The organism is Leifsonia sp. KNZ13-11D, assembly GCF_056754895.1.
This window is the reverse complement of sequence record NZ_JBPGWU010000001.1, coordinates 668,901-689,655: the sequence shown is the minus strand read 5'-3', so window position 1 is coordinate 689,655 and position 20,755 is coordinate 668,901. Positions and strand designations below refer to the sequence as shown.

The following is a 20,755-nucleotide window of genomic DNA, read 5'->3' as shown; positions in this document are numbered from 1 at the left end:
AAGGGCGGGGGTTGACGGAAGCGCGCAGCGTCGCCTAGGTTGGGCGTCACCTTCTTCTCACTCCGATAGGAAAGAAGGAGGCCCTTCAACGACGCAGAGGAGCAGACGTGATCGTCGGAATCGACATCGGCGGCACCAAGACGCACGTGTGCGTCGAGGACGACGCCGGCGCCGCCCTCCTCGACCGGTCGGTCAAGACCGCCGACTGGCAGCACGGCGGCAACCTCCACTCGGAGGACAACGTCCGCGGCCTCCTCGCCCTGCTGGATGCGGTTCCCGGCGCCGCGGAGGCGCCCCTCGTCGTCGGCGCCCACGGCCTCGACAGCGAAGCCCAGACACTCGCCTTCGATGACATGCTCTCCGAGCTGCACGACGGGCCGGCGCTGGCCGTCAACGATGTCGAGCTCGTGGGGCCGGCCGCCGGCTTCGACGAGGCGATCGCCGTCATCGCGGGCACCGGCAGCAAGGTCGTCGGCCGCCGCGCCGACGGCGGCCTGGTGAGCGCCGGAGGTTACGGCTACATCCTGAACGACCCCGGCAGCGCCCCCGCGCTGGTGCGGGACGCCGTGCGCTCGCTCTTCGACGCGGTCGACGAGGACGAGCCGCGCGACGCGCTGGCCGACGCGCTCTTCGCCCACTTCGGCGTCGACGAGATCGTCGGGCTCTCCAACGCCCTCACCGTCCGCCCCCGCGTGACCGCCTGGGGCGCCGCCGCACCCCTCGTCTTCGCGGCGGCCGATGCGGGCAGCGCGCGGGCCGCGCGCGTCATCGACGCCGCCGCCGACGAGCTGGCCCGGAGCGTCGAGCTGGTCCACCGCCGCGGCGCGGCCGGAGACGACGTGGTCTGCGCTGGCGGCGTGGTCAGCCACCAGCCTCGCCTGTTCGACGCCCTCGGCGAGCGCCTCCGCGCCCGCGGGCTCACCCACTCCATCCACCTGCTGGATGTCGCCCCGGTGCGCGGCGCCCTCGCGCTCGCCCGGCGGCTCACGGAGGCGGCCACTGTCGTCCCCTTCGCACCATCGAACACACGGAGGAAGTCATGAGAATCACATCCACCGGGCGCCGTCGCACACTCGGGGCTCTCGGGCTCGCCGCGACCGCCGCTCTCGCCCTCAGCGCCTGCAGTGTCACCGGCGCGGGCACCGCGTCGGGCGGGGAGGGCGACGGCACCGGCACGATCAACGCCCTGTTCATGAAGCAGGCCGGCTACTCGGAGTCCGACGTCAACGCCATGATCAAGGACTTCGAGGCGAAGAACCCGAAGATCACCGTCAAGCCGACGTTCGTCGCCTACGAGGCGCTGCACGACAAGATCGTCACCTCGGCTCCGGCCGGCACGTACGACGTCGTGCATCTGGACGTGATCTGGCCGGCGGAGTTCGCCTCCAAGAACATCATCACCGACGTGACCAAGCGGTTCCCGTCGTCGTGGAAGAGCGACATGCTCGGCGGCGCGCTCACCAGCGCCGAGTACAAGGGCAAGTTCTACGGCGTCCCGTGGGGTCCGTCCACCAAGCTGTTCTTCTACAACAAGGACATGCTCGCCAAGGTCGGGGCGACTGCCGACGACGTGAAGACCTGGGACGGCGTGCTCGCCGTCGCCAAGAAGCTCAAGGACGCCGGGGTGGTGCAGTACCCGATCGCGTGGAGCTGGTCGCAGGCGGAGGCGCTCGTGTGCGACTACGCCGAGCTGCTCGGGGCGTACGGCGGCCAGTTCACCGACTCCAGCGGAAAGCTCGACATCAACAAGGGCGCGGGCGTGCAGGCGCTCGAGTTCATGAAGAAGTCGCTGGATGAGGGGCTCAGCGACCCGGCGTCGACGACGTTCCTCGAGGACGACACCGACAAGTCGATGGCGGCCGGGAAGACGGCGATGGAGCTGAACTGGGAGTCGACCTTCCGCGACCAGAACGACCCGTCGATCTCGAAGGTGGTCGGGCAGATCGCGGTCACCGCTCCCCCGGCCGGCCCGAACGGCGACAACCCCGGCGTGAACGGCTCGATGGCTCTGGCGATCGGCGCCAAGTCGAAGCACCAGGCGGCTGCGTGGAAGTTCATCGAGTACATGACCAGCGAGGCCGTTCAGGACAAGTACGTCAAGAGCTCGATGACGAACTGGAAGGCCAGCTACACCAAGCCCGAGATCACGAAGACGAACCCCGAGGTGTTCGCCGCCGCGGGCAAGGCCTACGACTCGATGATCCTGCGCCCGCCGGTGCCGAACTACAACACCGTGTCGCAGGCGATCCAGGTCGAGCTGCAGAACGCGTTGCTCGGCAAGAAGAGCCCGCAGCAGGCCCTCGACGACGCGGTCAAGGCCGCGAACGAGAACCAGGGATGAGCGGCGTGTCGGTCGCCGGAGTCGAGACGGAGCGACGCGCCCCCGCCACAGGGCAGCGCCGCAACCGGCGCAAGCGCGACAACCAGGGGAGGCTCGCCTTCTGGCTGCTGCTGCCCGCGGCGATCGCGGTGTTCGGGGTCATCGTGTACCCCATCCTGCGCACTCTCCTCATCTCGTTCTTCGAGGTGAACTCGGCGCTGGCGACCGACACCCCGTTCGTCGGGCTGCAGAACTACATCGACACGCTCACCGCGCCGGGATTCTGGGCGGCGATGGGACGGACGCTGTACTTCACTCTCGTCTCGACCGCGCTGGAGCTGGTGCTCGGCCTGATCGTGGCCGGTCTCCTCAACGCGAAGCTGCGGGCGCGGTGGCTGTTCCGTGCCGTCGTCATCATTCCGTGGGCCATCCCCACGATCGTGAACGCGGCGATGTGGAAGGGCATCTTCAACGCCCAGTACGGCGCGCTGAACGCGGCGCTGACCCAGCTCGGCATCATCGACCAGTACCAGGCGTGGCTCGGCGACCCGACCCTCGCGCTCAACATGGTGATCGTCGCCGACGTCTGGAAGACGACCCCGCTGGTGGCGTTCTTCCTGCTGGCCGGGCTGACGTCCATCCCGAGCGAGCTGTACGAGGCGGCGAAGGTCGACCGGGCGAGCTGGCCGCGGATCTTCCGCAGCATCGTGCTGCCGATGCTCGTGCCGTCGATCTCGATCGTGCTGGTGCTGCGCACGGTCGAGGCGTTCAAGGTGTTCGACATCGTCTACGCGATGACGCGCGGCGGGCCGGTGAACGGCACCCAGACCATCGCGTACTACGCCTACACGACGGCGTTCTCCGACCAGAACTTCGGCGTCGGCGCCGCGCTGTCGTACATCATCGTGCTGGTCATCCTCGCGCTGACCTTCGTCTACCTGCGCATGCTGCGCCGATCCGAGATGAGCCTGCTGTGAAGCGCACCACCCGCAACTCGATCCTGATCCACCTGGCGGCTCTGGTGGTCGCGGTGGTCATCCTGCTGCCCTTCGGGTGGATGGTGATCGCGAGCGTCACGCCGCAGCGCATCCTGATCTCGACACCGCTGGAGTGGATCCCGGGCACGCTCGACTGGAGCCGCTACGAGCTGATCTTCCGCGGCGGGGCGGAGAGCGTGGGCGCGACCTTCCGCGCGGCGCTCGCCAACACGACCATCGTCGCGGTCGGGACGGTGGCGGTCTCGATGGTCGTCGGCATCCTCGGCGCCTACGCGTTCGCGCGGCTGCGGTTCCGTTTCCGGCAGGCGGTGCTCATCCTCTTCCTGGCGACGTACATGCTGCCGCAGATCGCGCTGCTCATACCTCTCTATCTGATCCTCAACTCGCTGGGCCTGCTGGACTCGGTGGTCGGCCTGATCATCGTGGACTGCTCGCTCGTGGTGCCGTTCGTGCTCTGGATCCTGAGCAACTACTTCCTCACCATCCCGGAGGAGCTGGAGGAGGCGGCCCGCATCGACGGAGCGTCGCGGCTCGGCGCACTGTTCCGCGTCGTGCTGCCCGCCGCACGTCCGGGCATCTTCGCGGCGATCATGTTCGCGTTCCTGCTGGCGTGGGACGAGTTCATGTACGCGCTGATCTTCACCTCGTCGAACGCGGCCAAGACGCTGCCCGTCGCGATCAGCGAGTTCGCCGGACGCTACACGACCGACTTCGGGCTGGTGGCCGCGGGCGGCATCCTCGCGGCTCTGCCCCCGATCATCGTCGCGCTGATCTTCCAGCGGTACGTCGTCAGCGGTATGGCCGCCGGCGCCGTCAAGGGCTGACCATCCCCCGACCCACCTCCCTCACCCACACGTAAGGACCACACACATGGAACCCAAAGCCCCGTTCGTCGACGCGATGCGCGCCCAGCCGGAGAACCTCGCCCTCGCCCGGGAGACCGTGCTGCTCGACCTGGCCGCCTCCGGGCTCGGCCGGTGGGGTGCCGACGAGTCGGTGTCCGTCGTGGCGATGGGCGCCTCGCTCAACTCCGCGCACGCGCTCGTCGCCGCCCTGGCGGCCACGGGCCGGCCGGCCTCATCGGTCGTCGCGTCCGACCTCGCCGACGGCCTCGTCGCCGTGCGGGCGGACCACCACATCGTGGTGTCCGAGTCCGGACGCAGCCCCGAGCCGCTGAACGCCGCCCGCACGCTCCCCGAGGGCACGCGGATCGGCATCTCGAACCACCCCGAGGCGCCCATCCGGGACACGGTGGATGCGGTGCTCGGCCTGGGCGGCTTCCCCGACTCCCCCGTGTACACCAGCGGCTACACCGCGACGATCCTCGCCTACGCGCTGCTGCTCGACCACGTCGGCGCGCTCGACGCCGCCGCCGAGGCGAAGCGCATCCCCTCGAGGGCCGCCGACGCCCTGCGCGACTACGCGGACGCGGCCGAGACGATCGGCCGTGTGCTCGCCGAGGCCGACGCGATCGACGTCGTCGGGCGTGGCGCTTCGCTGTCGTCCGCGTCCGAGCTCTCGCTGATGGTCCGCGAGGGGCTGCGGACCCCGAGCGCCGCCTTCGAGACGTACCAGTACCTCCACGGCCCGATGGAGGTGCTGTCGGCGGGCGATGCGCTCGTGGTGTTCGGCGATGGACGCGAGCTCGCCATCCCCTCATCCGTGCTCGACGCCGGCGTGCGCGTCGTGCTCGTGACCGCCGCCGACCCGGCGACCGTGCCGGGCGCCGGTCACGCGGGCCTGACCATCGTGCCGGTGGATGCGGGGCTCGGCCCGTTCGAGCGCTCGGTGGTGGAGACGGTGATCGGCCAGCTGGCGATCGCCGCGGCCATCGAGCACAAGCCGTTCCCGCTCGAGGACTTCCTGTACCACCAGGACGACACGAAGCTCCCTGTGGGCTGACACCGATCCCGCCGGCCCGCGGTGCGACGGCCCTGTCGGAGGGCGGGGCCGTCGCGCCATACTGACGCCATGACCAGCACCCCGGGCACCCAGGAGAACGCGTTCGTGCGCTTCCTCAAGCGCAAGTGGCTGGCCATCGTGCTGGTCGTGCTGCTCATCGTGGTCGCCATCCAGAACGGGGTCGGCGGCGACCAGGCCACCATCTACCTGCTCTGGGGGCAGCTCGTCATCCCGACCTGGGCGCTGGTCCTCATCGTGTTCGCGATCGGCGGCGTGGTCGGCTGGGTCTTCGCACGAAACCGGGCGGCACGCAAGGGCCGCCGCTGAACATTGACGAGCCGCACGCGGAGGGGTCAGATGTTCACATGATCGCTCTCATCATCATCCTGCTCGTCATCTGGCTGATCCTGGCCATCCTCGGCTTCGCCATCAAGGGCCTGCTCTGGCTGGCGATCCTCGGCATCGTCTTCTTCATCATCACGGCGATCGTCGGCTGGATGCGCCGCGGTGCGAGCCGCACCTGACCCGTCCCCTGTTCCGTCCCGCGGCGGCCGTGCTCACCGAGCACGGCCGCCGTTTTCGTTTGCGGGCGGAATGCGGCCAAATGCTGCAGTCAGCCCGCGTCATGAATGCAGGCATTACAACGTCTCTTTTGATGACAACGCTTCGCGCCAACGGAATCCGACCGTGGATGAGACGAAGCTGCCGACATCAAAAGGAAACCATCTATGAGCAAGTTCTGGAAGCGCACGGTCGCTGCCAGCGTCCTCGGCGCCACGATCGCCGCGGGCGCTCTGGCCCTCGCGGCCGCCCCCGCCAGCGCGGCAACGCCCGGCACCGTCACGCTGACCACCCCGACGCCCGGCGTTCCCGGGGAGGCGCACATCGTCAACGTTCCCGCAGGCCAGCACTGGAGCCCGACCGCCACGTGGACCAGCGACGTGCCTGTCGCCCGCTACAGCTACAGCACATGGAACCACTACTGGCCGGCCAACACGAAGCTGTCGGACAGCCCGTACGTCCACGAGGGCCACAGCTTCACTTTCCCGCCCCCCACGGGCACCCAGGTCAGCGTGCAGCCGTACACGTATACCAACGCCAAGGGCGACACGATCAAGATCACGCCGCTCAAGTGGATCGCTCCTTACAACGGCACTGTCGGGACCGTGACGGTCGACGTGACGCTCGCGAAGCCGTCCACGGTCATCACGACGTCCGACCTCGACTGGGAGCCGACGGGTCCCGGCGGAAGTTTCGAGGACACGATCTACCTGCAGGAGGCCTTCAACGCGTCAAACCAGCAGATGGCGATCCAAACGGAACCCCGCTCCGCCAACCTGTACCTGAAGGGCGTGTGGCCTGACGCTCCGGCTGCTCCGTCGGGTTCGTGGGCCGCGTACCAGCCCGCGCCGCACTACACCGCCAGCGACTACACCGTCGGGCAGAACAAGACCGTGGACATGGCCTTCCAGTACACCGGTGACACCGACACCATCAGCTCCGGCGGCGTCGACTTCCGCGTCACCGCGCCCGAAGGCACCACCTTCGCCCAGGGCACCGGGCTCTCCTCCGACGGCGGCTTCCTGCGCGTCACCCAGCAGTACACGGCCTACCCCACGTACGTGAAGTGCACCATCGAGTCCCCGACCGTGCTCCACTGCTCCGGCCCGTTCGTGATCGGTGACGGCACCGTCACCGACACCACCGTCCCGCTCAACAGCGGCGACACCATCCTGATCCGCGCCCAGGTCCAGGTCACCGCCCCAGCCGACGGCGCACAGGCCGCCACCGACCTGCCCTTCATCGGCTCCGGCAGCGTCACCACCACCGGCGGCACCACCACGGTGCAGCCGGCCACCCTGGCCACCATCGACACCCCCGCCGGTGTCGTCGGCCCGATCGTCTCCCCGATCGTCGCCGGAATCGCCCTCCTCGGCGCCGCCGGCGCCGGCGGCGGCATCCTGATCAACCGCCGCAAGAAGGCCAAGGCCACCCCGTAACACCCCGCACCACCACTGAGGCCGGGACCATCCGCACGGATGGCCCCGGCCTCACCCGTTTCTACGCATCTGGCGTCAGGGCTGCTCCTCGTCCAGCAGCGCGTCGTTCTGGAGGGTGTCGGCCGTCTCGTCGTCGGCGGGGAGGTCGGCGTCGTCGTCGAGCGCGGTGCCGGCCGGCGCCTGCCCGGCCGCGGTCGGCTGATCGTGCACCGGTGTGTCGGAGGGTGCTGGAGCGCCCTGGGGCTGTCCGGGAGCGGTGGCGTCGGTGGAGGGAGTGATTTCGTCGGTCATGGTGCCATGCGACCGCTGAACCACCGCGGCGGCAAGGGGTTGATCGGCCATCGATCTGCGGTAGCCGGCGGTGGATTCGTACAGCGCACCGGAAGCCGGCGCCGGTTGGACATCGCACCCGCGCCGTAGCACTGTGGAGGCATGGCCTACACTCCGGATCCCGCACGCTACGACGACATGCTCTACCGGCGCACCGGGCGCAGTGGACTCGACCTGCCCGCCCTCTCGCTCGGTCTCTGGCACAACTTCGGCGACGACCGGCCGCTCGACACCCAGCGCGCGATCATCCGCCGCGCCTTCGATCTCGGCGTCACCCACTTCGACCTGGCGAACAACTACGGGCCGCCCTACGGCTCGGCCGAGAAGAACTTCGGCCGCATCCTGCGCGACGACCTCCGAGACCATCGGGACGAGCTCGTCATCTCGAGCAAGGCCGGCTGGGACATGTGGCCAGGGCCGTACGGGCAGGGCGGCGGGGGCCGCAAGTACATGCTCGCCAGCCTCGACCAGTCGCTGAACCGGCTGGGGCTCGACTACGTCGACATCTTCTACTCGCACCGTCCGGACCCCTCGACTCCGCTGGAGGAGACGATGCAGGCGCTCGACACGGCCGTCCGGTCCGGGCGCGCGCTCTACGTCGGCATCTCGTCGTACAGCGCCGAGGAGACCCGGCGGGCCGCTGAGATCCTGGCCGACCTCGGGACGCCGCTGCTCATCCACCAGCCGTCGTACTCGATGCTGAACCGCTGGATCGAGACCGAGGGCCTCCTCGACACGGTCGACGAGCTCGGGACCGGCGTGATCGGCTTCACGCCGCTGGCTCAGGGGATGCTGAGCGACAAGTACCTCGACGGGGTGCCCGAGGGCTCCCGAGCGAGCCGCGGCGACTCGTTCGACGCGTCGTGGCTCACCGACGAGGCGATCGGGCACCTGCGCGCGCTCGACGAGATCGCCGCCGGGCGCGGCCAGTCGCTCGCCCAGCTGGCCCTGGCGTGGGCGCTGCGCGACCCGCGCGTCACGTCGCTGGTGATCGGCGCGAGCAGCGTGGGCCAGCTCGAGCAGAACGTGGCGGCGCTCGGCAACCTGTCGTTCACCGACGAGGAACTGGCCGCAATCGACCGCCATGCGGTCGACGCCGGCGTCGACCTCTGGGCGGGCGCGCGGCGCGGCGAGGTCTGAAAAACCGCGGGAACGCGAGGGAAGCAACCGGCGCAGTGGCCGCCGGAGCAGGTACGGGCTGTGAGTTTCCGTAGTGCTCCCCCACGCGTCCCCCAGGGTTATCTGGTTGTCTCTGAGGTGTTCCCGTCCGCCGTCTAGAACCGGGTGGTATGGCCGTCCTCGTCGAACCGGAGCTCCGGGTCGGAGCGCCGCCCCGCGCGGTGCGTCCGTGGAGCATCGCGGGCGCTTTCGGCCTCCTCGCAGCCGTGTTGTGCGCCGCGGCGAGCTGGATCCCGTCACTGTGGGGCGACGAGGCGGCGACGCTGCTCTCGGCGAAGCGCCCGATCGGCAGCCTGCTCGGGATGCTGCTCCACGTCGACGCGGTGCACGGGCTCTACTACCTCTTCATGCACGGCTGGATCCGGCTGGCGGGAGAAAGTGCGTTCGCCCTGCGGCTGCCCAGCGCCCTGGCGGTGGGCGCGGCGGTCGCGGCGGTGACCCTGCTCGCGGGGCGGCGCGGTGGCGCCCGGGCGGCGGTGGTCGCCGGAATCGTCGCGACCGTCCTGCCCCGGCTCACGTACGCCGGTGAGGAGGCGCGGTCGTACGCGTTCACCGCCGCGGCGGCCGCCTGGCTCACGCTGCTCCTGCTCTGGCTCGTCGACGGAGGCGGGCGACGGCTCCCACCGGGAGCGCGGCGGATCGCGTGGCTGCTGTACGCGGCCGGCATGGCCGTGTCCTCGTACCTCTTCCTGTACTTCTGCACCCTGCTGATCGCGCACGGCGCCGTGCTGCTCGGCAGCAGGGCCTCGCGCTCGATCCTCCGGGCATGGGCGCTGTGCGCCGCCGCCTGCGTGGTCGCACTCGTGCCGCTCGCGGCGCTGGCCTACCTCGAACGCAGCCAGATTGCGTACCTGAGCGCCACCCCGGACGACCCGTCGATCTGGTACTACTTCCTGTGGTTCGGGATGCCGTGGGTCGCGATCCCGGCATGGGCGCTGATCGCTCTGGCGCTGTGGCCCGCGTGGCGGGCGTGGCGCTCACGCGGGATGCGCCCCTCCAGCACGGCACCCCGCGGCGTGTCGACCAGCCTCGTCGCGGCGACCTGGCTGTTCCTGCCCACCGGGGTCATGCTCCTGGTCAATCTGGTCTACCCGATGTACACGGGCCGCTACTCGACGTTCGCCGCCCCGGCGGCCGCTCTGCTCGTCGCGGAGGGCATCCTGCTGCTCGGGAGGCTGCTCGGGGGCGACCCGCGGAGAACGGTGGCCGCGACCGCCGGCACGACCATCGTCTTCGTCGCCCTGTGCGCACCGGTCTACGTGCTGCAGCGCGGTCCCTACGCCAAGAACGACAGCGACTGGGCGGAGATCAGCGCGGCGATGGCCGCGAACGCCGGGCCGGGCGATGCGGTCGTCTTCGATGAGTCGGCGCGACCCTCGCAGCGCCCCCGGCTCGCGATGCGCACCTACCCCGACGGGTTCCGCGGCGTGCGGGATGTCACACTGCGTGTCCCCTACTACCGGAACGACTGGTGGGCGGACAGCGCCTACTCGGTGCCGCAGGCGGCGCAGCGCGGCCGCTTCGACGGGGTGGAGCGGGTCTGGATGATCGAGCTCGACGACGAGGGCGTGCAGGACACGTGGGGCCTCGCCGATCTGCAGGCGCTCGGCTTCTTCGAGACCGGCCGGACGATCACGACCCACCGGAGCGTGATCATCGAGCTGACGCGCTGACCGTCCGGGCTGCGCTGACCGTGCGGGCTTGGCCGACCGTCCGGGCTGCGCCGACCGTGCGGGCTTGGTCGACCCCTCAGGCGGCGCTGAACACTCAGGCGGCGCTGAACACTCAGGCGGCGCCGAACACTCAGGCGGCGTCGACCGGCTGGATCAGCTGCGGCCCGTCGTCGCTGGTCTTGAACGGGGCCACCTGGTCGAAGCGCAGGGTCTCGGCCTCGGCGACACCCGCACGCACCGCTTCGTCGACCAGGGCCTGGTCGCCGACGATGGACGGGTCGATCCAGTGCTGCCACAGCTCCTCGGGCAGGATCACGGGGTTGCGGTCGTGGATGTCGGCCAGCGTCTGCACGGCATCCGACGTGAGGATCGTGGCCGTGAGCACCCACCGATCCGGGTCGTCCTCCGCCTTGCTCTTGTCGCGCCACCACGAGTACAGACCGGCGAAGCCCATGAGGCGACCTTCCGGGTAGCGGATGAAGTACGGCGTCTTGCTGCCCTTCGGCCCCTGCCACTCGTAGTAGCCGCGCGCAAGCACGATCGCCCGGTGCGATTGGACGGGCTTGCGCCAGGTCGACTTCTCGGCGATGTCCTCCGCCCGGGCATTGAAGGTGGGGAACTTCGTCTTGAGCGTGTCGGACCAGGACGGCACGAGCGACCAGTGCGCGCGCTCGAAGCGCAGCTCCCGCGTCTTCGCCGAGTCGATCAGCACGGGGATGTCGTCGGTCGGCGCGATGTTGTAGTCCGCCTCCCAGTCGGCGCGCCACTCCTCGGGCCGCCGTCCCGTCCGCTCCACGAACTCCGTGATCTCGGCGTTGACCTTGTCGTCCATCGCGAACCTGCCGCACATGCCGCCAGCTTATGCCGCTCCACCGACACCGGAACGAAAGGTGAGAATAACTCACCCCCCAAAAGCGGGTGACGCCAACCTGAGAAAACGATGTATTCTCAGTTTTGTGAATTGGTGAGGAACAGTCACTTTACGGTACTGGAACTCCGATCGTTCACACCACCCGAAAAAAGCAATACCAACCCGACCCGCAGGTGACTACACGTGTACCCGAATTCGCCGCGCCGAGCGCTCCCCGCACTCAACCCCATCCGAACGGGGAGCACTCGGCGCGCGCGGAACCACGGGAGTCGCCCCACGAGCGGAGCCGGCGGCGGTGAAGCCGTTCGAGACCACGGTTTCCCCCCAGCCGCCGCCGGCTCCCCGATGGGACACGATGCCGGCGCCGGCGCTGCGGAGGTGACGGCATGACCGTCATCCGCCCCCGGCTCCCCGGCATCGTCGCGCCCACGGCACTGCGCGGGCGCAGCTCGGAACTCACCTGGGCGAAGCGCTACCGCTATCGACTGCTCGCCACGGACACGGCAATCATCCTCGCCGCCACCATCGGCGCGGTGTTCGTGCGCTTCGGATTCGACGACGCGGCCGCCCCGACCGCCGGGATGCACCTCGACTACGTCTACCTGTCGTTGATCATCGCCGCGACCTGGCTTTTCACCCTGTCGGTGTACCGCACGCGCGATCCCCGCGTCATCGGGATCGGCGTCTCGGAGTACCGCCGCGTCGTCTCGGCGACGGCGACGACGTTCGGCGTCCTGGCCATCCTCTTCCTCGTGGCGAAGATCGACATCGCCCGCGGCTACTTCATCGTCGCGCTTCCGGCCGGCATGGCCGGCGTGCTGTTCTCTCGCTGGATGTGGCGCCACTGGCTCATCAGGCAGCGCAGCTTCGACCACTACCTGTCGCGTGCCCTCGTGGTCGGGCGTTTCGACGACGTCGACTACGTGGTGCGGCAGATCCACCAGAACTCGGGGGCGGCCTACAACGTCGTGGGTGCCGCCCTCGACACCGGAAAGCGCAAGGGCGCGAAGAAGGACGCCGAGATGCGGCGCCGCATCGCGAGCCCCGAGCGCGAGGTACCGATCGTCTCCGACCTGTCGGGGGTCGCCGACGCTGCGGCGCGGCTGGACGCGGACACGGTGATCGTGGCCGGTCGCGCCCTCAGCTCGGGGGACTTCGTGCGCAAGCTCGCCTGGAACCTGGAGGGGACGGCGACCGAGCTGGTGCTCGCCGCGCCGCTGACCGACGTCGCGGGCCCGCGCATCCACTTCCGTCCCGTGGAGGGCCTGCCGCTCATCCACGTGGAGATCCCGCAGTTCGAGGGCGGCAAGCACGTGCTCAAGCGGGCGTTCGACTTCTTCGCATCCGGCCTCGCCCTGCTGCTGCTCTCGCCGCTCTTCCTGGCGGTCGCGGTCGCCGTCAAGCTCGACGACAACGGACCGGTGATCTTCTCGCAGGAGCGCGTCGGCCGTAATGGCGAGCGCTTCAAGATGTACAAGTTCCGGTCGATGGTCGTCGACGCGGAGGCGCGGCTCGCCGCGCTCCGCGAGAGCAGCGACGGCAACGGCCTCTTGTTCAAGATGAAGCACGATCCCCGCGTGACCCGTGTCGGCCGCACGCTGCGCAAGTTCTCGCTGGACGAGCTGCCGCAGCTGGTCAACGTCTTCCTCGGAGACATGAGCCTGGTGGGCCCGCGCCCGCCGCTGCCCTCCGAAGTCGAGGTCTACGAGAACCACGTGCACCGCCGGCTCTACATCAAGCCGGGACTCACGGGGATGTGGCAGGTGAACGGTCGCTCCGATCTCTCCTGGGAGGAGAGCGTCCGCCTCGACCTCTACTACGTCGAGAACTGGTCGCTGACCGGCGACCTCGTCATCATGTGGCGCACCGTCAAGGTGCTGACGCATCCCGTGGGGGCGTACTGATGCCGCGTCCGGAGAGTCGCCCGATGCGCGTGGCGATGATCGGCACGCGCGGCGTGCCGGCGGCGTACGGCGGGTTCGAGACTGCGGTGGACGAGATCGGGCGGCGCATGGCGGCGGCCGGAGCGGACGTCACCGTGTACTGCCGCACCCGGAAGGGTGCGGAGCGGCCGGCGGTGTACGAGGGCATGAAACTCGTGCACCTGCCCGCCCTGCGCTCCAAGACGCTCGAGACCTTGAGCCACACCGGGCTCTCCGTGCTGCACGCGGTGCTGCGTCGGCGCTTCGACGCTGCGTTCGTGTTCAATGCCGCCAACTCGCCGTTCCTCCCCATCCTGCGGCTGGGGCGCGTGCCGGTGGCCGTCCACGTCGACGGTCTGGAGTGGAAGCGCGGCAAGTGGGGACGCGTCGGCCGCCGCTACTACCGGATCGCCGAATCGCTGTCGGTGCGCTGGGCGGATGCGCTCATCGCCGACGCCCAGGGGATCGCGGACTACTACACCGACGAATTCGGCGTCGACACCCGCCTTCTCACCTACGGCGCCAAGGCGATCCCCGCCCTCGACGACCCGGGTCTGGATGCGCTGGGCCTCACCCCGGGCGGGTACCACCTGGTGGTGGCGCGCTTCGAGCCGGAGAACCATGTCGACGTCATCGTCGACGGGTACCGCAGGAGCTCGGCGAAGCTGCCGCTCGTGGTGGTCGGGTCGGCGCCGTACGCCGCCGAGTACTCGAAGCGCATCGCGGACGCTGCGGCGGACGACGACCGCATCCGCCTGCTGGGAGGGGTCTGGGACCAGGACCTGCTGGACCAGCTCTACGCCAACGCTGCGAGCTATGTGCACGGCCACTCGGTCGGCGGCACGAATCCGTCGCTGCTGCGGGCGATGGGCGCGGCGGCACCGGTGCTCGCATACGACGTCAATTTCAACCGCGAGGTCGCCGGGCCGGACGCGCTCTACTTCGCCGGCGCGGATGACGTCGCGCACCGGATCGAGCAGATCGAGGGGGATACGGCACACTGGAGAGAGGTCGGGACGACCCTTCGCGACCGGGCGCTGCAGCGCTACGACTGGGATCGGGTGGCCGAGGGGTACACCGAACTGGCCGTCCACCTCGAGACCCGCGTCGTGATGCGGAAGTCTCGGGGCGAACAGTCCGGTCGGTCTGCGGGTAGACGGCGTGTACCACGAAAGGGGGACTTGTGGTCTGGGCAAGTTAACGATTCGACAACGGCTGCGTCATGAGCAATAATCCTTCGAACACGCCGTACTCGGACCCGTAACGTGCCATCTCCGGCTGCCACCCCCACCCGAGACGGCGGGAAATCCCCCGCATATGACGCGCAAAACCCAGAAATCTCATGGGCGGCACGCCGCCACTACCCGTATCCCCTCCTCCACCCCGACCCCCGAGACGAACAAGCACCGCACGGTGCGGAACTCCGCGATCGCCATTGCGGTGACCGCAGTGCTGGCCGCTCCCGTCGCAGCTGGGCTCTCGTCGGCTCTGGCCGTCGGCCCCACCGTCGTCTCGGACGACTTCAGCCGCACCCTCAGCGGCGGCTGGGGCACCGCAGAAAGCGGCGGTGCCTACACCTCGCAGAACGCTCCGGCGCTCACGGTCTCGTCCGGAACGGGCGTCTTCACCCTGAGCAAGCCGGGGACGAGCGCCAGCTCGTCGCTGCGTTCCTTCTCCGCACTCGACGTGCAGACGTCAGCGACGTTCACGCTCCCTGCGCTGCCGTCACGCGGCTCCGGAGTCTCCACGGCCCTCCAGGCCCGAAGCTCCGGCGGGACGCGTTACGAAGCGGTACTCCGGTTCAACGCCGCGCATGACGCCACGCTGCTCATCCGGCGCGTGGACGGCTCCACCTCGAACACGACGAACGTCGTGGCCGAGAAGGTCGTCGCGACAGGCGTCGAGGCCGGAAAGCCGTACACCCTCGACTTCGCGGTCAAGGGCACGTCCTCCGTCTCCCTGAGCGCCCGCGTCACCGCCGCAGGCACCGGGGCGGGCACCTGGCAGGCGAGCGGCACCGACACGAGCAGTCGTCGCATCCAGACCGCCGGCGGAATCGGCGTGTGGTCGTATCTGTCCCAGTCGTCGACCGCTGCAACCGTGCGCGTCGACAACCTGACGGCCACGCCCGATGCGGGAAGCACGCAGCCGGCCCCCACGCCGACTCCGTCGCCCACCACTCCGACGCCGACCCCGGCCCCGACGCAGCCCGCCGCTCCGGCGCCCGCTCCGCCGGCGCCCACTGCGCCGGCTCCGACCCAGCCCACCTCCCCGGTGCAGCCGCCCAAGGACGGCGTCTCGTCGGCAGGCTCGCGCGGCAGCGTCGGTTCGGCGGCCGTCGGCACGGCGAACTACCCGGTCCCGGCCAACGCCGTCTTCGCCTCGTCGTCCGCTCCTGCGGGCGGCAACGGCACCTCGGCCCACCCGTACTCGACCGTCCAGGCCGCCGTCAACGGCGCCCCCAGCGGGTCGACCGTGGTGATCCGCGGCGGTTCGTACCACGAGACCGTCACCGTTCCCAGCGGTAAGAAGCTGACCATCCAGAACTACCCCGGCGAAGCCGTGTGGTTCGACGGCAGCCAGAGCTGGGGCGGCTGGAGCGCCTCCGGCTCCGCGTGGGTCTCCGGCGGTTACACGTACGACTTCCTGGCCAGCCCATCCTTCGGCGGCGGTATGAGTGACGCCTCGCGTTACCTCGACCCGGCGTATCCGATGGCCGCTCACCCGGACCAGGTCTTCGTCGACGGCGTGCAGCAGAAGCAGGTCGCCTCGCGCAGTCAGGTCACGGCCGGCACGTTCTTCGTGGACAACGGCTCGAACCAGCTGGTGCTGGGCACGAACCCGGCCGGCCACTCGGTGCGCGTGAGCACGCTGCAGCAGGCCCTGCGGGTGCAGGGCGCCGGCTCCGTCGTGCGCGGCATCGGCTTCCAGCGGTACGCGCCGTCCGCCAAGGACATGGGCGCCGTCACCGCGCAGGTCGAAAACGTGACCCTCGAGAACCTGACGGTCGTAGACAACGCGACCATCGGTGTCTACGCCTGGGGCACGAACGACGTGCTGCGCAACCTGACGGTCGCACGCAACGGCATGCTGGGCGCCGGCGCCAACGGCGCCTACGGCCTGAAGGCGTCCGGCCTGCTGGTCGCCGACAACAACAGCGAGCACTTCAAGCAGGAGCCGGTCTCCGGAGGCTTCAAGATCACCCGTAGCCGGGGGATCTCGGTCACCGACAGCGCGTTCCTGCGGAACGCGACCACCGGCCTCTGGCTCGATGAGTCGGTCTACGACGCGTCCATCACCGGCAACGACTTCGTGTCGAACGGCGGCGACGGCTTCGAGGCCGAGCTCTCCGCGCACGTGACCGTCGCCGACAACGTCGCCCGAGACAACAGCGGAAACGGCATCCGGCTCTTCGACACCTCGGACAGCGCGATCTGGAACAACACCTCCGTCCGCAACAGCCGCAACATCGCCCTCATGCAGGACTCGCGGCGCGAGACAGATCTGTCCGTTCCGGGTCACGACCCGAAGCGTCCGCAGCCGGACCCCACGTTCTCGTGGATCGTGCAGAACGTGACGGTCTCGAACAACGTGCTGGCTGACGCCAAGGGCATCGCCCAGCTGACCGTCGAGGACCAGGCGCACCAGCTGTCCGGGGCTGCCATGAATCTGACGATCAACGGCAACCTCTACCAGCGCACGGTCGCCGGCAAGCCGTCGGTGGACATCGTCTGGATGCAGACCGCGACGTCGACCAAGGGCTACGCGACCGCCGAGGCGTTCGCCGCAGCCACCGGTCAGGACAGGAACTCCACGTCCGTGACCGGCACCGGAGTGCTCTCGTCCGCCCTCACGCTGACGAGCGCGGGTCAGGCCGAGGTCGCCTCGACAGCCTTGCCCCTGCCCGCCGCCGTGGCGGCCCTCATCGGCCAGCCCACGGGCACGCGGCACCTCGGCTCCTGGTGAGACCCTCGAGCTGAACGAGAAGGCCCCTTCCCGCGTCGCGGGGAGGGGCCTTCTCGTTCAGCCGGCGCCGGCGGCCGCGCGTCACGCGACCGCGACGGCCTGCCGCAGGAAGGCGGCGAGCCCCTCGGTGAACGCGCTGACCTCCTGCAGGGTCTCGGCGTGGTGGCGGGGCGACGCCCCGTGGCCGTCGTGGATGTCGATGCCGCTGTGCCGCGATGAGAACAGCGCGCTCCGGCCGCTTCCGGGCAGCGGCACGCGCCCGCGCAGTCCGTTGAGCCCCTGGACGAGCTCGGCGAGGTCTGCCGTCTCGCGGGCCGCCGGCCAGGCGCGCGCCAGGTGGACCGCCTCCCGCAGCGTGAACGTGCGGGCGCGCGCCGCAGGCGCCAGCTGGGCGATGACCGAGCGCTGGTTGCGATCGGCGGTCAGGACGAGATCGGCGTCGCCGAGCAGGTCGGCGGTGAGCCGGCCGCGCCGTGAGGCGTCGGCCACGAACGGGTCGCCGTTCCGCGCCTCCAGCTGGCGCATCGAGGTGGGACAGATCGGCGCATCGTCCACGGCCGCGGTCCCCGCGCTGAGGACGGCGAGCGATGAGCCGGTCTGAGGACGGAGGGCGGCGTCCAGGAGTCCGGCAGCAAGCGGCGACCGGCAGATGTTGGCCGTGCACACCAGGAGGATGACGGGCATGGGTCTCCGATCCGCTCGCGTCGACGAATTCTCATTATGCTAGCGGTGACCGCTGCAGGGAACCGACCACCGCAGCGCCCGACGAGCCCGGACCCGGCTCAGTGAGGAGACCGGATGAGCGCGCGCCGCGGATCCGTGCTGATCGCCCACCCGAGCGCCGAGTTGTACGGCTCCGACCGCGTGATGCTGGAGACAGTCTCCGCATTGAGCGACGATCACGACGTGCTCGTGGTGCTGCCCCAGGACGGACCGCTGCTCACGGAGTGCCGAAGTCGCGGTGCGCGCGCCGAGATCGTGCCGGCGCCGGTGCTGCGCAAGAGTATGCTGTCGCCCCGCGGCCTGATCCGTCTGGCTTTCGAGCTGCCGGTCGCTCTGGTGCGGGCCATGCGCACCATCCTGCGCAACCGCGTCGACACCGTCTACGTCAGCACGGTCACGATCCCGGTGTGGCTGCTCGCCGCCCGTCTCACCGGCCGCCGCGCCGTGGCCCACGTGCACGAGGCGGAGGGATCCGCCGGAGCGCTGACCAAGCGCGCCCTCTCGACGCCGCTGCTGCTCGCCCAGTCGATCGCCGCGAACAGCCGGTTCAGCGCGGAGGTGCTCGCCGAGCCGTACCCGAGGCTGCGGGACCGCACGCGGGTCGTCTTGAACGCGGTGGATGCGCCTCCCGCTCCCACGGACCCGCGCCCGAGCCTCGACGGCCCGATCCGGCTGATCTATGTCGGACGGCTGTCCGAGCGGAAGGGGGTGGACGTGGCCATCGAGGCGGTCGCGGAGCTCACCCGGCGCGGGGTCGCGTCCGAGCTCGCGGTCGTCGGGGACGTGTTCCCCGGATACGAGTGGTTCCGCGACCAGCTCGATCGGCAGGTGCAGCACGAGGACGTAGCGGGGCGGGTGCACTTCGCCGGCTTCGTGCCGGCGGTGTGGGATGCGCTCGCGGCGGCCGACATCGCGATCGTGCCCTCGCGGGCGGACGAGCCGTTCGGCAACACCGCGGTCGAGGCGGTGCTGAGCCGCCGTCCGCTGATCGTGTCCGACACCTCGGGGCTCCGTGAGGCCGCCGCCGGGTACGCCTCTGCCTGGTTCGTCGCTCCGGGTGAGGCGACCGCGATCGCGGATGCGGTCGAGCGCATCGCGGCGGACTGGCCCGCGGCGCGGCAGTCGGCGGTCGAGGCGAGCCGGGAGGCGGCGGAACGGCACTCCCGCGCCGGCTACGACGCCGCCGTCACCGCAGTCGTCGACGGTCGCTGAACGAACCCTCGCCGAGGATTGACCCCCTCTCGGGGGTGTAACCTGAGCTTTACTCATCGATGGCGGTGGCTTAGCGTTTAACCTACCCGACCGAAGGGACCACCGACCGTGGACCTACACCAGTATCTCAGCGCCATTCGCAAGCGCTGGATCACCATCACCGCCCTCATTCTCGTCGGCGGCGCCCTGGGCCTCCTCGTCGCCTCGCAGACGACGCCCGTGTACCGTTCCAGCTCCAGCGTCTTCATATCCACCCGCCAAGGCGACAGCACCACCGAGCTGCTCCAGGGCGGAACGTTCGCCCAGAACGTCGTGCAGTCGTACACCGCGCTGGTCACCACGGCGAGCGTGCTGCAGCCGGCGATGGAGGACCTGAAGTACTCGGGAACGCTCGCGAGCTTCGCCTCCAAGATCACGGCGGAATCGCCGGTGAACACGGTCATCATCGACATCTCGGCGGAGGACACGGACCCGGCCCAGGCGCAGAAGATCGCCTCCGCGGTGACCGGGTCGCTCGGGAACGCGATCGCCCAGATCGCTCCGAAGGACAAGGACGGGAAGGCCTCGGTCTCCGCCTCGGTGATCGCCGCGGCGACCCTGCCGAAGACGCCCGTCTCGCCCAACCGGACGCTCGACCTGGTGATCGGCCTCGCCGCCGGTGCCGTCATCGGACTGATCTACGCCATCCTCCGCGAACTGCTCGACACCCGCATCCGCACCGGGGACGACGTGCAGCGCATCGCGGAGATCCCGATCCTCGGCCGCATCCCGCGCGGGCGCCGGCGGGCCGACCCGCTCGCCGTCCTGGCGGCTCCGGGATCCGCGGAGGCCGAGGCGTACCGCGGGCTGGTCTCGAACCTCGAGTTCGCCGACCTCGACAAACCCCTCCACGTGGTGGTCGTCACGTCGCCGTCCGTCGACGACGGCAAGAGCACCGTCGCCATCAACCTCGCCCTGGCCATGGCCGAACGCGAGCAGCGGGTGCTCCTCGTCGACGCGGATCTGCGCCGCCCGTCGATCGCCGGCTACTGCCAGATCGAGGGCTCGGTGGGGCTGACGACCGTGCTGGTCGGCCGCTCGAGCCTCGAAGACGCCGTCCAGCAGTGGGGTGTGCCCAACCTGGACGTCCTCGCCTCCGGCGCCATCCCGCCGAACCCGGGCCAGCTGCTGAGCTCCGCATCCTTCGCGGACCTCGTGCAGACGATGTCCGAGAAATACGACTTCGTCGTCTTCGACTCCGTCCCGCTGCTCGCCGTGACCGACACGCTTCCTCTCGCCCGCCTGACGGACGGCGCCCTCGTCACCGTGCACCACAACTCCACCAGCCGGCACGACCTGCGGCTCGCGCTCGAGGCGCTTCAGGGGGTCAACGCGCCGATCCAGGGCGCTGTGCTCAACTTCATGCCGCCGGCGCCGCGCAACCCGTACCGCGGCTATGTGGCGTCCGCCGCGCCGGCGCGACGGCCCGCACTGCCCTACCGCCGAATCACGAACTCTCCGGCGACCGGCGTGAAGAAGACCCTGCCGGACCCCGTTCCCACCGACGACCTGGCCGAGTCCACGGCGCCGGAAGCCGCGGCCGGCGGTTCCATCACCTCGCTGTTCGAGCGCCGGCGCAGCGAGGACCGACAGGACGCGGTCAGCTCCGGACGCGAGTGA

At 69.9% G+C, this 20,755-nt stretch carries 18 protein-coding genes; 15 read left to right on the top strand and 3 right to left on the bottom strand.

From position 1 onward, the window contains the following. Positions 1–107 precede the first annotated feature (107 nt). The 8 genes from ACR9Y5_RS03445 (at position 108) to ACR9Y5_RS03410 (ending at position 7,220) form a co-directional block, all read left to right on the top strand. Entirely contained in the window at positions 108–1,043 is a 936-nt protein-coding gene (locus ACR9Y5_RS03445; protein ID WP_481296659.1) for an N-acetylglucosamine kinase, read from the top strand. Further along, positions 1,040–2,341, top strand: a complete 1,302-nt coding sequence (locus tag ACR9Y5_RS03440) for an extracellular solute-binding protein (protein WP_481296658.1) — start codon at positions 1,040–1,042, stop codon at positions 2,339–2,341. The genes ACR9Y5_RS03445 and ACR9Y5_RS03440 overlap by 4 nt, the downstream gene beginning before the upstream one ends. Continuing rightward, positions 2,338–3,297: a carbohydrate ABC transporter permease gene (locus ACR9Y5_RS03435; RefSeq protein ID WP_481296657.1), complete on the top strand. Its 960-nt coding sequence runs from the start codon at positions 2,338–2,340 to the stop codon at positions 3,295–3,297. The genes ACR9Y5_RS03440 and ACR9Y5_RS03435 overlap by 4 nt, the downstream gene beginning before the upstream one ends. Further along, positions 3,294–4,142, top strand: a complete 849-nt coding sequence (locus ACR9Y5_RS03430; RefSeq protein WP_481296656.1) for a carbohydrate ABC transporter permease — start codon at positions 3,294–3,296, stop codon at positions 4,140–4,142. The genes ACR9Y5_RS03435 and ACR9Y5_RS03430 overlap by 4 nt, the downstream gene beginning before the upstream one ends. 46 nt (positions 4,143–4,188) lie before the next feature. Then, positions 4,189–5,220 (top strand): SIS domain-containing protein, encoded by a 1,032-nt coding sequence (locus ACR9Y5_RS03425; protein ID WP_481296655.1) that lies wholly within the window; start codon positions 4,189–4,191, stop codon positions 5,218–5,220. Between the two features lie 69 nt (positions 5,221–5,289). Next, positions 5,290–5,547: a DUF1049 domain-containing protein gene (locus ACR9Y5_RS03420; RefSeq protein WP_481296654.1), complete on the top strand. Its 258-nt coding sequence runs from the start codon at positions 5,290–5,292 to the stop codon at positions 5,545–5,547. Between the two features lie 38 nt (positions 5,548–5,585). Then, the gene (locus tag ACR9Y5_RS03415; protein WP_481296653.1) at positions 5,586–5,744 is read left to right on the top strand and encodes a hypothetical protein; all 159 of its coding nucleotides are present in this window, start codon (positions 5,586–5,588) and stop codon (positions 5,742–5,744) included. 204 nt (positions 5,745–5,948) lie between these two features. Then, the gene (locus ACR9Y5_RS03410; protein ID WP_481296652.1) at positions 5,949–7,220 is read left to right on the top strand and encodes a hypothetical protein; all 1,272 of its coding nucleotides are present in this window, start codon (positions 5,949–5,951) and stop codon (positions 7,218–7,220) included. A 75-nt stretch (positions 7,221–7,295) separates the two neighbouring features. Here ACR9Y5_RS03410 and ACR9Y5_RS03405 read toward each other — a convergent pair whose 3' ends face one another. Beyond that, on the bottom strand, positions 7,296–7,511 hold the full coding sequence (locus ACR9Y5_RS03405) for a hypothetical protein (RefSeq protein ID WP_481296651.1): 216 nt from the start codon (positions 7,509–7,511) through the stop codon (positions 7,296–7,298). Positions 7,512–7,652: 141 nt separating this feature from the next. Between ACR9Y5_RS03405 and mgrA the strand changes: the two genes are divergently transcribed. Further along, positions 7,653–8,690 (top strand): L-glyceraldehyde 3-phosphate reductase, encoded by a 1,038-nt coding sequence (gene mgrA, locus ACR9Y5_RS03400; RefSeq protein WP_481296650.1) that lies wholly within the window; start codon positions 7,653–7,655, stop codon positions 8,688–8,690. A gap of 149 nt (positions 8,691–8,839) precedes the next feature. Next, on the top strand, positions 8,840–10,402 hold the full coding sequence (locus tag ACR9Y5_RS03395) for a hypothetical protein (RefSeq protein ID WP_481296649.1): 1,563 nt from the start codon (positions 8,840–8,842) through the stop codon (positions 10,400–10,402). A gap of 130 nt (positions 10,403–10,532) precedes the next feature. Here ACR9Y5_RS03395 and ACR9Y5_RS03390 read toward each other — a convergent pair whose 3' ends face one another. Next, the gene (locus ACR9Y5_RS03390; protein ID WP_481296648.1) at positions 10,533–11,252 is read right to left on the bottom strand and encodes an SOS response-associated peptidase; all 720 of its coding nucleotides are present in this window, start codon (positions 11,250–11,252) and stop codon (positions 10,533–10,535) included. Between the two features lie 407 nt (positions 11,253–11,659). Between ACR9Y5_RS03390 and ACR9Y5_RS03385 the strand changes: the two genes are divergently transcribed. The 3 genes from ACR9Y5_RS03385 (at position 11,660) to ACR9Y5_RS03375 (ending at position 17,161) form a co-directional block, all read left to right on the top strand. After that, positions 11,660–13,177, top strand: coding sequence for a sugar transferase (locus ACR9Y5_RS03385; RefSeq protein WP_481296647.1), 1,518 nt, complete (start codon positions 11,660–11,662; stop codon positions 13,175–13,177). A gap of 23 nt (positions 13,178–13,200) precedes the next feature. Then, complete coding sequence (locus ACR9Y5_RS03380) at positions 13,201–14,421, top strand: DUF1972 domain-containing protein (RefSeq protein WP_481296646.1); 1,221 nt, start codon at positions 13,201–13,203, stop codon at positions 14,419–14,421. 91 nt (positions 14,422–14,512) lie between these two features. Further along, positions 14,513–17,161: a right-handed parallel beta-helix repeat-containing protein gene (locus ACR9Y5_RS03375; protein ID WP_481296645.1), complete on the top strand. Its 2,649-nt coding sequence runs from the start codon at positions 14,513–14,515 to the stop codon at positions 17,159–17,161. Positions 17,162–17,242: 81 nt separating this feature from the next. Here the strand turns inward: ACR9Y5_RS03375 and ACR9Y5_RS03370 are convergent, their stop codons facing one another. Beyond that, positions 17,243–17,845 (bottom strand): arsenate reductase/protein-tyrosine-phosphatase family protein, encoded by a 603-nt coding sequence (locus ACR9Y5_RS03370; protein WP_481296644.1) that lies wholly within the window; start codon positions 17,843–17,845, stop codon positions 17,243–17,245. A 114-nt stretch (positions 17,846–17,959) separates the two neighbouring features. Between ACR9Y5_RS03370 and ACR9Y5_RS03365 the strand changes: the two genes are divergently transcribed. After that, a complete protein-coding gene (locus tag ACR9Y5_RS03365) occupies positions 17,960–19,096 on the top strand; it encodes a glycosyltransferase (protein WP_481296643.1) in 1,137 nt (378 codons plus the stop codon). A 108-nt stretch (positions 19,097–19,204) separates the two neighbouring features. Further along, the gene (locus tag ACR9Y5_RS03360) at positions 19,205–20,755 is read left to right on the top strand and encodes a tyrosine-protein kinase domain-containing protein (protein ID WP_481296642.1); all 1,551 of its coding nucleotides are present in this window, start codon (positions 19,205–19,207) and stop codon (positions 20,753–20,755) included.